We start from the raw sequence: 14,504 nt of genomic DNA, 5'->3' as shown, positions 1-14,504 counted from the left end.
AGATATTCAAAAAAGATGCATTACTATTCAAAATAATGCATCCTTAATTTATTTCGTGTAAAAAAATCGTTTGAAACCCCTTTACTATTAATCTAAATCAATCCTGAACTGTGCCGTTGTTTTTGATTTTATTTCTTCCAATGAGCTTCCCGGCATAATTTCGATCAAAGTCAATTGACCCGCATTAAAAGAAAATACGGCCAAATCAGTAATAACCAAATCCACTACAGCCGAAGCCGTAAGCGGTAAAACACATTTTGGGACAATTTTAGAAGAACCATCCGGATTAGAATGTGTCATCGTGATAATTAATCGTTTGGCTCCTTTTGCCAAATCCATTGCGCCACCAACGCCCAAAAGTGGTTTTCCGGGAACAGCCCAATTGGCTAAATTCGCCGACTCGTCCACTTCTAAACCTCCCATGATAGCGGTATCCACATGTCCTCCGCGAATCATCGCAAAGGAATCGGCACTATCAAAATAACTACTTCCTTTAAGAGCCGTCACAGGAATTTTACCTGCATTAACCGGATAATCCATCGCCCCTCCTCCATCAGTAGGAACAGGCCCCACACCTAACATTCCGTTTTCGGTATGCAAAATAATGCCGTGTTCATCGGTAATTAAATCGGCTACCAAGGTTGGAATTCCAATACCTAAATTCACCACATCTCCTTTTTTCAATTCCGCCAATGCACGCTTAGCCATATTCATTCGGCTTTCATCCACTTTTTTAGAAGCCGAAACCGAAGCCGAACTTCCTAAGTCTTCTAATGTAATTTTAGCTTCCACCAAATAATCCACAAAACAACCTGGCGTATGAACAAATTCAGGTGCAATCTCACCTACAGCGACAATTTCCTCCACTTCGGCAATCACTAAATCAGCAGCAGTAGCCATAGCTTTATTAAAATTATTCTCGGTCATTCGGTATTGCAAATTCCCGGCAGTATCGGCTCTCCAGGCACGAATAAATGCGACATTTCCTCTAATTCCTTTGATAAAAACCTGTTCTTCGCCATCAATAATTTTGGTTTCCCGGCCATTAGCTATCAAAGTCCCGGCTGAAGTTGGCGTATAGAAACCACCAATTCCCGCACCTCCGGCTCTGATTGCTTCGGCAAGAGTTCCCTGTGGCAATAATTCATAATCTACTTCACCTGTTTGTGCCGCTTTTACCGCATCAGGATTGGAAGTAAAAAAAGAACCAATCATCTTTTTCAATTGACCGTTTCGCAGCAATCTGCCTCCGCCAATTCCAGCTTCACCCGTATTGTTTCCGATAAAAGTGAGCTCTTTTGTTCCAATTTCGGCCAAAGCATGCATCAGATGAACAGGATTCCCAGTCATACCAAATCCTCCCTGGAGTAAAATATCTCCCTCTTTCACCATCTTGGCTGCTGTATTTAAATCTATTATAGGTACTTGTTTCATTATCTTATTGTAATATTTAAAAATAGAATTGCAATTATTTCAAAAGCTTTGTTGATTATACAAAGGCTTCAAATGGCAATCCAACATAATTTTCGGCAATGGTTTTTTGATAGGCTTCTGACATTCTCAAATAATCAAACTTCGATTTTTGCAACTTGCTTTCAAAAGTTCCTTCTTCAGATTGTTTATGACATAAATACGTCATGAAATTGGAGAAATCCTGAGAACGCCAAACTCTGGCTAAACATTTTTGGGTATAATTAGTCAAGTCTTCCTCATTCCCCGATTGATAAAATGCGATTAATCCTTTCGCCAAATTATTAATATCGGCAATAGCCTGATTCAATCCCTTAGCACCTGTTGGCGGAACAATATGAGCCGAATCTCCCGCTAAAAACAAACGACCAAACTGCATATTGTCAATCATAAAACTGCGCATTGGAGTAATACTTTTTTCGAAAATTTCTCCTCGGTTTAAGGCAATTCCCAAACGTTTTTCTAATTGATCCCAAATCTTTTCATCTGACCAATTTTCGATTGAATCATTATTATCAACCTGCAAATACAAACGAGATACTACAGGAGAACGCAAACTAGCCAAGGCAAAACCTTCATTATGATACGCATATATCAATTCGTCATAAGTAGGAGCTGCATGTGCCAAAATCCCTAACCAACTAAATGGGTATTCGATTTTGTATTCTTTATAGGAATCCTTTGGTAGAGTCTTGCGGGCAATACCGTGAAAACCATCACAACCGCCTACAAAATCACAAGAAATAGTTTTCTTTTCACCATTATGTGTAAAATGAATAATTGGTTTATCAGTTTCCACTTCAGCAATTTCAGTAGCATCGGCTTCAAACAAAACAGGAATTCCACGCTCTTCACAAGACTGGATTAAATCCTTAACCACTTCTTGTTGCGCGTAAATAGTCACCTGTCTTTTAGTGTGTTTTTCAAAATCGATATGCTGACTCACTCCATTAAAATTAATGTAGCATCCGTGATGTACCAATCCTTCTTTATGAAGCCTTTCTGCAACACCTAAACTGTCAAAAACCTCTACGGTATTGTGTTCTAACAAACCAGCTCTAACACGATTCTCTACATAATCACGAGAGCGATTTTCAATAATTATTGACTTTATCCCTTGTTTTTCAAGCATCAATGCTAATGTAAGCCCTGATGGACCTGCACCTATAATTCCAACCTGAGTCTCTAAATTTTTCATCTCTTTAATTAATTTTTAATTCTTTAAACACTTCTTCCGCTGTATGAATGGCTTCATTGGCAGCCGGCAATCCACAATACAATCCCGATTGCATGATTACTTCTTTAATTTCATCTTTCGAAACACCATTATTGAAGGCTGCTCTAAGGTGCATTTGTAATTCTGCTTTTCTGTTCAGCGCAATCAGCATCGCAATGGTAATAAGGCTTCGATTGTGTTTGGATAATCCGGGTCTGGTCCAGATTTCACCCCAGGCATAATTGGAAATAAATTGCTGAAACTCTCCATTAAATTCGTTGATATTATTACTCGCTCTATCCACATGGTCATTTCCTAAAACCGTGCGTCTCACATGCATTCCTTTTTCGAAAGTGGTAGTTCCAACTATAAATTGAATCAAAAGAGAAGCAAATTGCTCTGGCAATTCTGTAGCCGACAAATGTCTGGCTGGAAGAATAGTAAGCTCCGCATCTGGAATGTGTTGAGCTAAAAATTCGGCATGGTCTACATTAGTCACCGCATCTTCATCACCAGTAATCACTAAGACTTTAGAAGTAATTTTATCTAAATCGGCTCTAAAATCAGCATCTCTTACCGCAGCACAACAATTAGAATATCCTAAGACATTGCTGCTCAAAAACATCTCCTTGGTTTCAGAAACCCGTTTGGGATTGTTAGCACGAAAATTTTCGGTAAACCATCTTTCCATCGTCGCATCAACAATCACTTCCATTCCTGATTTTTTAATGGTTTCCATACGGGAATTCCAAGTTTCCGCATCGCCAATTTTTGCTGCTGTATTCGCTATTATTATTTTCGAAAATCGTTCCGGATGATGTATTCCTAGCCATTGCCCAATCAAACCTCCCATAGAAAGTCCGCAGAAATAGGCTTTTTCAATTTTTAATTGATCCAATAAATCAATAACATCCTGCCCTAACAATTCAATTGTGTAGGGATTTTCAGTAATTTCGCTCCCTCCAAGACCACGGGTATCATACTGCAATACCTGAAAATAAGGCAACAGAAATGGAATGAGTTCATCCCACATACTCATATTAGCACCCAAAGAATTAGAAAAAACTAAAACGGGGCTGTTTGGCGTTCCTGATATTTTATAGTGTGTATTCATTATATTTTTGTAAAACAGATTATTTAAATCGAACGATTTCGTACTGCTTTAAAACTTGGCGCACTAATTCTAAACTTAAACCGATGGAATTTTTAGGATTGAATAATTCGTCTAAATCATCGATTTCAATATTCATTTCGAGAATAACTTCTTTTAAATGTTTCTTTTCCTGAATAGCGTTTTTACATGCTTTTTCTATCAACTCATGCGCAGCAGACTTGCCTATTTTTTTGGCTAAAGCCAAACTTAGATTTTCGGCATAAATCAAACCATTGGTTAATTCCAAATTAGTAAGCATCTTATTTTTATCTACTTCCAGTCCTTCAATTAAACCAATACTTTTCTCAATTGAACCCGCAGTTAATTGCATGATTTCGACCAAAACTTCCCATTCAGAATGCCATAAACCTACAGAACGTTCGTGCTCTTGCGGCATTGCCGAAAACAATGTCGCAGCCAGATGAGGCAATCTATTGGTATTGGCTAAAATGGCAGCACAACTTACCGGATTGCGTTTGTGTGGCATCGTACTGGAACCTCCTTTTCCTTCGGCAGCCCCTTCAAAAACTTCGGCTACTTCCGTTTGCATCAATAGCGAAACATCTTTTGCAATTTTCCCTAAACTACCGCCCAATATGCTCAAAACACTGGCTAATTCAGCTAAATTATCGCGATGGGAATGCCAGGTAAACGAAGGCTTCAAACCTAATAATTGAGCAAATTCATGTTGTATTTCAGTACTAATAGCAATGTTTCCATTCCCGACAGCTCCTCCTAACTGCACCACCAAAAGCCTTTTTTGAACGGCTTGCAAGCGTTGTTTACTTCTCGAAACGGCCTCTAACCAACCAGCAGTTTTATAACCAAAAGTTGTAGGTTTTGCATGTTGCAACAGTGTACGCCCTATCATAATAGTTTCCTGATGTTGCTGTGTAAGAGCAATCAACTGTCTCTCCAAAAAATCTATTTTGGCATTTGCCCAACCTATAAATTCCTTGATCTGTAATACCAAAGCCGTATCTACAACATCCTGACTGGTTGCTCCTAAATGAACATATTTAGCTGCTTCTGCATCTTTAGCAGCAACTATTTTTGTCAATTGTTTTACCAATGGAATGGCCGCATTTCCGCCTAACGGAATGTCATTTTTCAGCTGTTCAATATCAATTTCAGAACCTGTACAACAAGTTGAGATAACATCAGCTATCTCTTTTGAAAACAAATCTTTATTAGCCTGAGATTGAGCTAATGTTGCTTCAACGCGTAACAGTTGGCGAATAGATTCTGAATCTGAAAAGAATGCATTAACTTCTTTCGAATAAAACAATTGGGTATATAAACTCATAGCTAAAGTTTTAAAAGTAAGAGCTATTTATACTTCAAAGAAAACCGTTTCGTTTTCTCCTTGCATATAAATATTAAACTCGTAAATCGATCCTTTTTTTTGTGCAATAATTGTATTTCTTCTTTCATCCGGAATACTATTTAAAACCGCATCTTGCTGATTCAAAATTTCCTCATCCGAAAAATAAATACGGGTATAAGAATGAATTAATTGTCCACGCATGAAAACAATTAATGAAACATAAGGCGCCTGACCTTCAACCGAATTCGGTTTTATAGTTTGAAAAACAAAATGATTTTCGCTATCGGTGCCTGTACCAAATCTACCAAAAAATTGGTTCTCTCCGTCATTTTGCCACAACTCAATCATGGCATCCGGGATAGGATTGTTTTCTCCATCAAAAACTTTCCCTTTAATGCTAATTATTTCTTTTCCTTCGGGGATATTTTCTAAAACATTTGTTGCCAAATTTTTAAAATCATAACCATATTGTTTCGGAGTGAGACCGTAAGCAAAATAAGGACCTACCGTTTGTGAGGGTGTTTGTAACATTTTAGTGCTCATAATTTCTTATCTGTTTTCAAATGGTGTTGCTTGATTTCCTTTAAGTACAATATCAAAACGATAGCCTAAGGCAAAATTTGGTTCGGTAACTTCGAGGTCAAATTTAGATATCAACAGTTCACGACCTTTGGCTTTCACCGCTTTATAAATAGGATCATATTCTAACAAAGGATCTCCCGGAAAATACATTTGAGTCACTAAGCGACTTACAATTTGGTTACCAAATAATGAAAAATGAATGTGATTTGGCCTCCAGGCATTATGATGATTTCCCCAAGGATATGCTCCTGGTTTTATGGTGTAAAATTTATAATTTCCCTGAGCATCAGTCATGCAACGTCCCGTTCCCAAGAAATTTGGATCTAAAGGAGCATCATGCTGATCTACTTTATGAACATAACGACCCGCAGCATTGGCCTGCCATATTTCTAAAATGGTATTAGGAACTGGTTCGCCTTTCTCGTTTCTAACCGTTCCATGAACCACAATACGTTCGCCTAAGGGTTCTCCGTTTTTAATTGAATTCTTAGTTAAATCATGATCTAAAGCGCCCAAATTAAAATCTTGAAAAAGTGGCCCAGTACGCTCTGTTAGCGATTTTTTTAAAAGAATCATCGGCTTACTTGGAGCACGCAAAATAGTCGAAGTATATTCAGCATATAATTTCGGAGGATGTACTTCAATATCTAAAGGGGTATCAATAAAATCACTCATAATGTTGCTTTTATAATTAATCAAAATCTACTATTACAAAAGTAGCTGAGTAAAACATTCCAAGTTTGGATTAAAAACAAACATTCTTGCACAAAACAAACATTTTTGTTTTTTAATTATAAAAAAACGAGTATTATTGTTGAATCAAAAAATAAAATGAAAAAAAATCTTCTAAACTATAAAGGACTATATGGTGACAATGCCCAGCATGAGTTAGGCAATTTTGTACACCATGAATTGTTAGCTACCAGAAGTAAATTATACAATTGGGAAATCAATGAACATTTACACACTGATTTATTTCAAATTTTCATTATCTCATCCGGGGAAGGAGTTCTTATTCAGGATAATAATAAAATAATACTGAAGGCGCCATGCATTCTTTTAATCCCCACAAATACATTCCATGGTTTTGAATTTCAGTCAGATGTATGTGGTGAAGTACTTACCATATCGGAACAATTCATGGAAACTATTTTTACAAACAGCCCTCTGATACTCTTAGAACTAAACAAGGCCAAACAGTATAGTTTTAATTCAGATAATGAAGACAGCTTAAATGATTTACTCTACTTAAAAGACAAAATCGTAAAAGAAATTACCGAAAACAACACCTACAAACAACTCTGTTTACAATCCTTATTTCAATTATTTTTCGTTGGATTACACAATCTAAACAGCTTTGAAAATGAAAAAGAAACCGCTAACAACAGAACACTTACTTATTTCCATAATTTCCAAAAACTGATTAAAAAAACATTACCCGAATCCAAACTCATTAAAGAATATGCCAATGATTTAAGAATCACTCCGGTGCATCTTAATAGAATTTGTCAATCTTTGGTGCAAAAATCGGCTTTACAGGTTGTTCATGATTATGCTATTACCGAGGCAAAAAAATACCTGGTTTACACCTCCTATTCCATTTCTGAAATATCCTATTTATTAAATTTTAAAGACCCTGCCTACTTTTCGAGATTATTCAAAAAGCAAACAGGGTTTTCTCCGAATCAGTTTAGAAGCAGTACTATTCAAAAAGAATAAAAGCATCCTATTTGTAAAACAAAAAAACGGGGCACAAACCCCGTTTTCGTATTAAATAAAACAACTTACTTTTTTAAGAATAAAAATCAATATCCGTTTCTACCTTCTCCAAATTTAAAAAACTCATATCCCTTGCCTTCTAAATATCCTGGCACATCTGGTTTTTGATTCTGTGCTGCTTCGTCAGTAACAGGAGTAGAAAACGGCATTTTCCCTGTTGGTTTAAATTTTCCCGTAACAATATCTAAAACCGCTTCGGGCGTTGTTCCAAAAGTTGCCATTACAGCTTTTATGGTTTTTGAATTTCCTTTATAAATTTCATCAATTGCCCATGGGTTTGTATAGTTAACAACTAATATGGTAGGCTTAGAAGTAATCTGGTTCACATATTTCACATCTATGCCATTATTAGCCAAATTCACATGAAGAGGAGAACCATCAGAAGCAAACATAGATTTTCCTTTTGGAATCAGCCAAAGCAACACCACATCAGCTTTATCCGGAGTAGTTACAAACTCTACATCCCAAGTATTTTTATCCGTTTTAAAAACAGTTGAAGGAGTATTGCCTTTATTTGGCGAATAGATCTCAAAATAAACTTTTACTTTTGGTTTAACCGGAAGGATTTTTTCGTCATTTCTTAGCAACACAATAGACTTTCGCATCGCAAGATCTGCTGTTTCTTTAAATGTTGCATTACCTATAATTTGGGTTGCCGCTTCAACATTTACATAGGGATTTTCAAACAGCCCTAAGTCTAATTTTTCCATTAACAATTTATAAACCGACTCATCAACTAAAGCTGTTAATTCAGGATATTTTTTTATCGTTTCAATTAACTTTCCAGGATCTGCTGTTCCTGAAAATAAATTAACACCTGCTTCTAAGGCTTTTTTATACCTTTCTACGATAGTTAATTTTTCAACTCCCCAAGGCATCATTTCGATAGGTCCTGTATCTGAATTTATAATTCCTTTAAAACCCAATCGCTTACGCAAAACTTTCTGCAAGATTCTTTTATTATAAGCATAAGATACCTCCTCATATTCTGTGTTTACGGGATATGAATAATAAGGCATAATGGATGATGTACCTGCTGCAATGGCTGCTTTGAATGGTATTAGATTATTTTCAAACATTCCGCCTTTAAAAACTTCTCTTTTACCCCATTCAAAATGAGGATCCTGTCCTCCTTCAGTTGCTCCTCCTCCAGGAAAATGCTTTGTTGTTAACGCCACCGAATTGGGATTTACTTTCTTTCCCTGAAACCCAAAAATTACTTCACTAATCATATCAGCTGCCAACTTTGAATCTTCTCCAAAAGTACCCTCTACCCGTTGCCAACGTGGTTCAGTAGCCAAATCGGCCATATACATATATCCTTTTCTAATTCCGGCAGCAGTCCATTCTTGCCTGCAAATGTCAGCAAACTTTCTTACTAGCTGCATATCTCGCATAGCTGCCAGCCCCAACTCTCCGGGAAAGGTGGTAAAAGGCGTTTCAGAAACATTCAAACCTATAGCCACATCTGTTGAAATATGATTGCGAGTATTGGAAGCTATCAAACCTGGAATTCCCAGACCATCACTTTCGCATAAAGCCTGTAAATTATTTGCCCATTCCGCTAAAATTTTCGGTGAAGGATTTGCTCTTAGAATAAAATGCCTTTTATGAAATCCCTTTACATCTTTGGTCGTTCCGGCCGCTGACATAATGGGATAATCTAAATCTTTCCTGGTAAACATATTGGTGGTACTAAGCAAATCCTTTTCATTGAAACCACTTGTTATAGGTTCCGAATTCTCCGGTTTACCAAAAGACCAGTCATTTTCTAAACGCGTGGTACTGATAAGCATAAAACCTGCCTTTTGTTCCAGACTCATTTTCGAAACAAGATCCTTTGCTCTTACTTCATGAGACAAACGCCAATCTTCATATGCATCTAATGCATTGTTTTTGTTTAGATCTTTGAACTTATAGCCGTCTACTTCGATAAGACTTACAGAACGATAACCTAATTCGGCTTGGTTTTTCTTCCCTTCTTTGTTTTTAGTCACAACACAAGAAGAGAGACTAAATACAGTAGTTACACCAAAAAAAATCAATTTATATGGACTTATGCTGTTTTTCATTTTCTAAATTTACATTTATAACTATTATAATTTACTTGGTAAAAATAAACTAAGCTGGAAACATTCATTATTCAAAAACATTCTCTTACCATTCAAAATCAAGAATAAGTATTTTAAAATGAATCCGTTGAAGGCTAATTTCTGCCAAAGTGTTGAAATAAATTGATTTTTTGCGATTAATAAAGATATAAAAAAGAATACCTCTTTGCTCTAATTTTCTTTCATCAAACCTACATATTGAATACTACAAACACCTAAAACAAGTTCTAAACAATTAAAATGATTGATTTTGATTATTTCTGTCGTTTTAATGATTGTTTTTGCTTTTCTTTTTTTGTGAATTTTGTAAAAATAAAATTGATTAATTACCAAATGCGTAAAAAATCAAGCCATTAATTAGTATATAAATTCATTTTAACCTTATTCTACAAACATGATTTTAGAAATAGCAACTTTTGACATCAAAGAGCAATCACAAACTGCTTTTACTGCTGCTTTTCAAGAGGCAAAATTAGTGGTTTCAAAGTCTAAAGGATTTCTGGGACTGGAATGCCAACATTGTATCGAAATACCAACAAAATTTGTTATTTTAATACATTGGGAGACACTTGAAGATCACACTATCGGGTTTAGAGAATCTGATTTATTTGTCCAATGGCGAGCACTTTTATCTCCTCATTTTCAAAATCCTCCTGTTGCTGAACATTTTGAAATTATCACTAAAATATAAATTACACATTACTAAAATAAAACATAATGAAAAAAATAATTAAAGAAGGTATTGCTTTATTTGAAGCGGAAACTAATGATAAAAGAGTGCGAGAGATTGTTGAAAACCTTATTGAACAGGTAAAAACTGATGGCGATAAAGCTTTATTTGAATTATCTGAAAAATTCGATAAATGGTCTCCTGAAAACTTTCGCCTTTCAGCTGATGCACTTAAAGAAATTATCAGTACTGTGCCTGAACAAGTAATTGAAGATATCAAATTTGCGCAAGCTCAGGTTCGAAATTTTGCCCAACATCAAAAAGATTCTATGCATGACATTGAGGTAGAAACGCTGCCTGGTGTTTTCTTGGGACACAGAAACGTGCCTGTGAACAGCGTAGGTTGTTACATTCCAGGAGGTCGTTATCCAATGGTAGCCTCAGCGCACATGAGTGTTTTAACTGCAAAAGTAGCAGGTGTAAAACGTGTAGTTGCCTGTACCCCTCCTATCAACGGGAAAATTCCTGCTGCCACTATCGCTGCCATGGCTATGGCTGGTGCCGATGAAATTTATATCCTTGGTGGAGTTCAGGCTATTGCCGCTATGGCACTTGGAACTGAATCAATTGAAAGCGTAGATATGATTGTAGGACCGGGTAATTCTTATGTGGCTGAAGCCAAAAGACAATTATTCGGAAAAATAGGAATCGATTTATTGGCAGGACCAACGGAGACTTTGGTAATTGCCGACGAAACTTCTGATGCTGAAATTTGTGCAGTAGATTTATTAGGACAAGCAGAACACGGCCCAACATCTCCTTCTATTTTATTGACTAATTCAGAAAAATTAGCCTACGAAACAATCGCTGAAATAGAAAGACAACTAAAAGTATTACCTACAGCTGATGTGGCTAGTATTGCCTGGAAAGATTACGGTCAAATTATTTTAGTGGATACTATTGACGAAATGGTAGCCGAAGCTGATAGAATCGCAAGTGAACACGTTCAGGTAATGACAGCTGATCCAAGATACTTTCTTGAAAACATGACTAATTATGGTGCTTTGTTCTTAGGAAAATATACCAATGTAGCTTACGGTGATAAGGTTATTGGAACAAACCATACCTTACCAACTAAACACGGTGCTAAATACACAGGTGGTTTATGGGTTGGTAAATTTCTAAAAACCTGCTCTTACCAGGAAATCAGAACACCTGAGGCTAGTGCAATGATTGGAGAATATTGCTCTCGTTTGTGCGAAATTGAAAATTTCTACGGACACAAAGAACAAGCTGATATTCGTGTTAGAAGATACGGTTCTAAAGAAGTTGAAGTAAAATAATTTTTTATTTTTTCCTCACATTAAAAAACAAAACGATGCGTAAAACGGTAGTAATCACAGGAGGTTCAGGCGAAATTGGTTCGGCTATCAGTCGGAAATTTGCAAAAAACGGATACGATGTAATCATATCTTACAACTCTAATTCCAAAAGAGCAACCGAGTTCATAGCCACTTTGCCCAAAGGAAACCATGCTGCTTTTCATGCACCCACAACTGATTCGAAAAAGCTAAAAGCCTTTAGTGATTTTGTTAAAGACAACTACGGCAAAATAGATGTTTTAGTAAATAATGCAGGAATCACAACCCCGGTAGCTCACGAAAATCTTGACGATTTGACCGATGAATGGATTGATAAGATTATGCAAACTAATTTTAGAGGTTCTTTTTCTATGGTGCGAGCTTTTAAAGAGCTATTGCAAAAATCTACCGAAGACACTGCGCTTATCGTCAATATTTCCTCCATTGCCGGAATTTTTGGCATCGGTAGTAATGTGGCGTATTGTGCTTCAAAAGCGGCTTTAGATTCCATGACTCGTTCGTTAGCAAGGGCTTTAGCTCCAAAAATAAGAGTCGTATCCGTATCACCCGGTTTTGTTGAAGGCGAATATACTTCGAATATAGATCCTTCGTTTTTAAAAAACCAAAAAGACAACACCCCCTTGGGACGATTTGCTCTGGGGGAAGATGTAGCCAATGCCGTTTTGTCAACCGCCACAATGTTAAAATTCTCAACAGGAACAATTATAACCGTGGATGGGGGAAGACTTTTGAAATAATAAATAAAATATAAAAAATACGAATCATGAAAATAATTGATCTTTCAGTAACGATATCAGAAGAAATAAAAGAACCGCTACCAACCACTATCATTTATGAAGACCATAAGGAAGGGGCTAAAAAAATGGGAGGAAAACTTTTTGAAGGTTTGACCGATGTTTTTATCGAAGATAATGGTCCTGCTGGAGAATTGCTTACTGTTACCAGTCATTGCGGTACTCACGTTGATGCACCTTACCACTACTTCCCTACTTGCGAAGGAAAACCTTCCCGTACTATTGACCAAATGCCTTTGGATTGGTTTTTCCATGACGGTGTGGTCTTAGATTTCACAGACAAACCGGATGGTTATATGTTTGAACCGGAAGACTTGATTGAAAAATTGGCTGCCATCAATTACACCCTAAAGCCTTTTGATATTGTTCTTATCCGTTGTGATGCCGACAAACGCATTCATAATGATGACTTTGTACGCATTCATGTAGGTGCTTCAGCAAAAGCAACGCATTGGCTTATTGACCAAGGCATCAAAGTAATGGGAACTGATGGCTGGGGATGGGATATTCCATTGCACATTCAGGCAGAAGATTACCGAAACAATCCACGTCAGGGAATTATTTGGCAAGCTCATTATGTGGGAATTGAAAAAGAATATTGCCAAATTGAAAAATTAGCTAATCTGGAAGCCTTACCTCCTTTTGGATTTAAAGTGGCTTGTTTTCCTGCAAAAATTAAAGGAGCAAGTGCTGGATGGACAAGAGCCGTGGCTATAATTGAATAGGTTTCAATAATATCATAGATAGTTTTAAAAACAATTATCTAAAAAATACATTTCTTTGAAAGTGTATCAGGAATCTAAAAAAGAAATTTTAGTGATTCTTGGTACATTTTTTTTTCTACTTCTTTTTCGATTTTAAGTAATCATTTTGAATATGTAGGTTCAACAGATAAATTTTGTAAATTTATATTAACATAGTAATAAAAGTAAAATTTCAAAATGTCTAATAAAGAATATATCCCAACGCTGATTCCATCCGAAATGGATCGTTTTCATGCTGATAACACCAACTGGACTCCAAATATTCCAAATACCACCAATAGGGAATATCATATCAACAAATTAGATATTATCACCCAAAAATCTTCTTTTCAAGTACTACCCCATCGTAAAACAGTACATGATTTTATCTTTTTAAAAAAAGGGACCTCTAAAAGAAATAAAGGTTTGAATAAATATGAATTTGGCGCTTCTTCTATTTTTCTACTACCCGCTTACCAAATCACGCAACACGAAATGATTAGCGACGATGCAGAAGGTTATTATTGTCATTTTGACGAAAAGATTTTTGAATTTTTACCTAAAAATTATCTTAGTGATCAATTTTCGTTTTTCCAATTTCAATCCAGCCCGGTGATTCAGCTATCGGAAGAAACATTAAAGAACGTAGAATTTATTTTGAATAGGTTATTAGAAATTTACACTACTGGAGATCCCGAAAATAAAAACCTCATCGCTTATCATTTATTAGTGCTTTTTGAAGAATTAAAAAAAGAACTTCCTTTTCAAGTTAAGAAAACAAAAAACTCTTTTTTTGACATCACTGAGCGTTACAAAAACAAATTAAGCCAACATATTTACAAGTACCAAAACATCTCTGATTATGCTAATTTACTGAACATAACACCCAATTATTTAAACAAATGCGTAAAAACCTGTACCAATAAAACAGCACAGGATTTACTAAAAGAAATGATTATTCTGGAAGCTAAAACATTATTGAAATATTCCGATTTACACATTTCAGAAATCGCCATCAAACTCTGTGACCAAAACCCGAGCAACTTTGCACGTTTTTTCAAAAAACAAACGGGACTCACACCTATGGAATACCTGCAAAAGTATTGATTTTGAATAGTTACAGCCTTTTTTTGATTCACAAATATTTTTAAATAGTATCAAATTTGTATACTAAAATGTACGATATGTATATTTTACAAGACAATATTTAATTATTTATCAAAATCCAAAAGACAGCCTACATCAACAATGGGTAACAAAATTTGGATTTCGAAGCG

13 protein-coding genes are annotated in these 14,504 nt (G+C 36.0%); 6 read left to right on the top strand and 7 right to left on the bottom strand.

All coding sequences use genetic code 11. The features are described 5' to 3' along the window. Positions 1 to 87 precede the first annotated feature (87 nt). Genes EOD40_RS13440 through pcaH form a run of 6 tightly spaced genes read right to left on the bottom strand, consistent with a single transcriptional unit; the run spans position 88 to position 6,423 of the window. Positions 88 to 1,434, bottom strand: coding sequence for a 3-oxoacid CoA-transferase (locus EOD40_RS13440; RefSeq protein WP_128196383.1), 1,347 nt, complete (start codon positions 1,432 to 1,434; stop codon positions 88 to 90). A gap of 55 nt (positions 1,435 to 1,489) precedes the next feature. Next, the gene (locus EOD40_RS13435) at positions 1,490 to 2,668 is read right to left on the bottom strand and encodes a 4-hydroxybenzoate 3-monooxygenase (protein WP_128196381.1); all 1,179 of its coding nucleotides are present in this window, start codon (positions 2,666 to 2,668) and stop codon (positions 1,490 to 1,492) included. A gap of 4 nt (positions 2,669 to 2,672) precedes the next feature. After that, positions 2,673 to 3,800 carry a bifunctional 3-oxoadipate enol-lactonase/4-carboxymuconolactone decarboxylase PcaDC gene (pcaDC, locus tag EOD40_RS13430; RefSeq protein WP_128196379.1) on the bottom strand — a complete coding sequence of 376 codons (1,128 nt, stop codon included), beginning with the start codon at positions 3,798 to 3,800 and terminating at the stop codon, positions 2,673 to 2,675. A gap of 19 nt (positions 3,801 to 3,819) precedes the next feature. Next, positions 3,820 to 5,145, bottom strand: coding sequence for a 3-carboxy-cis,cis-muconate cycloisomerase (gene pcaB, locus EOD40_RS13425; RefSeq protein WP_128196378.1), 1,326 nt, complete (start codon positions 5,143 to 5,145; stop codon positions 3,820 to 3,822). A gap of 27 nt (positions 5,146 to 5,172) precedes the next feature. Then, positions 5,173 to 5,709, bottom strand: coding sequence for a protocatechuate 3,4-dioxygenase subunit alpha (gene pcaG, locus EOD40_RS13420; RefSeq protein WP_196781450.1), 537 nt, complete (start codon positions 5,707 to 5,709; stop codon positions 5,173 to 5,175). A gap of 6 nt (positions 5,710 to 5,715) precedes the next feature. After that, the gene (gene pcaH, locus EOD40_RS13415) at positions 5,716 to 6,423 is read right to left on the bottom strand and encodes a protocatechuate 3,4-dioxygenase subunit beta (protein ID WP_128196376.1); all 708 of its coding nucleotides are present in this window, start codon (positions 6,421 to 6,423) and stop codon (positions 5,716 to 5,718) included. 156 nt (positions 6,424 to 6,579) lie between these two features. Between pcaH and EOD40_RS13410 the strand changes: the two genes are divergently transcribed. Then, positions 6,580 to 7,467, top strand: coding sequence for a helix-turn-helix domain-containing protein (locus tag EOD40_RS13410; RefSeq protein ID WP_128196374.1), 888 nt, complete (start codon positions 6,580 to 6,582; stop codon positions 7,465 to 7,467). A gap of 86 nt (positions 7,468 to 7,553) precedes the next feature. On the opposite strand, the gene EOD40_RS13405 is transcribed toward EOD40_RS13410, so the two are convergent. Further along, positions 7,554 to 9,599, bottom strand: coding sequence for a glycoside hydrolase family 3 protein (locus EOD40_RS13405; RefSeq protein ID WP_128196372.1), 2,046 nt, complete (start codon positions 9,597 to 9,599; stop codon positions 7,554 to 7,556). Between the two features lie 433 nt (positions 9,600 to 10,032). On the opposite strand from EOD40_RS13405, the gene EOD40_RS13400 reads away from it, so the two are divergent. The 5 genes from EOD40_RS13400 (at position 10,033) to EOD40_RS13380 (ending at position 14,334) form a co-directional block, all read left to right on the top strand. Beyond that, positions 10,033 to 10,329, top strand: coding sequence for an antibiotic biosynthesis monooxygenase family protein (locus EOD40_RS13400; protein WP_128196370.1), 297 nt, complete (start codon positions 10,033 to 10,035; stop codon positions 10,327 to 10,329). 26 nt (positions 10,330 to 10,355) lie between these two features. Next, a complete protein-coding gene (gene hisD, locus EOD40_RS13395; protein ID WP_128196368.1) occupies positions 10,356 to 11,651 on the top strand; it encodes a histidinol dehydrogenase in 1,296 nt (431 codons plus the stop codon). Positions 11,652 to 11,686: 35 nt separating this feature from the next. Further along, entirely contained in the window at positions 11,687 to 12,427 is a 741-nt protein-coding gene (locus tag EOD40_RS13390) for an SDR family NAD(P)-dependent oxidoreductase (RefSeq protein ID WP_128196366.1), read from the top strand. Between the two features lie 26 nt (positions 12,428 to 12,453). Next, positions 12,454 to 13,209: a cyclase family protein gene (locus EOD40_RS13385; RefSeq protein WP_128196365.1), complete on the top strand. Its 756-nt coding sequence runs from the start codon at positions 12,454 to 12,456 to the stop codon at positions 13,207 to 13,209. Between the two features lie 216 nt (positions 13,210 to 13,425). Further along, positions 13,426 to 14,334: a helix-turn-helix domain-containing protein gene (locus tag EOD40_RS13380; protein ID WP_128196363.1), complete on the top strand. Its 909-nt coding sequence runs from the start codon at positions 13,426 to 13,428 to the stop codon at positions 14,332 to 14,334. Positions 14,335 to 14,504: the final 170 nt, after the last annotated feature.

Origin of the sequence: Flavobacterium sufflavum (assembly GCF_004016525.1) — a bacterium.
GTDB classification, from domain to species: Bacteria; Bacteroidota; Bacteroidia; order Flavobacteriales; family Flavobacteriaceae; genus Flavobacterium; species Flavobacterium sufflavum.
Note: the sequence above shows the minus strand (reverse complement) of the source record. Positions and strands in the feature narration are given on the sequence as shown.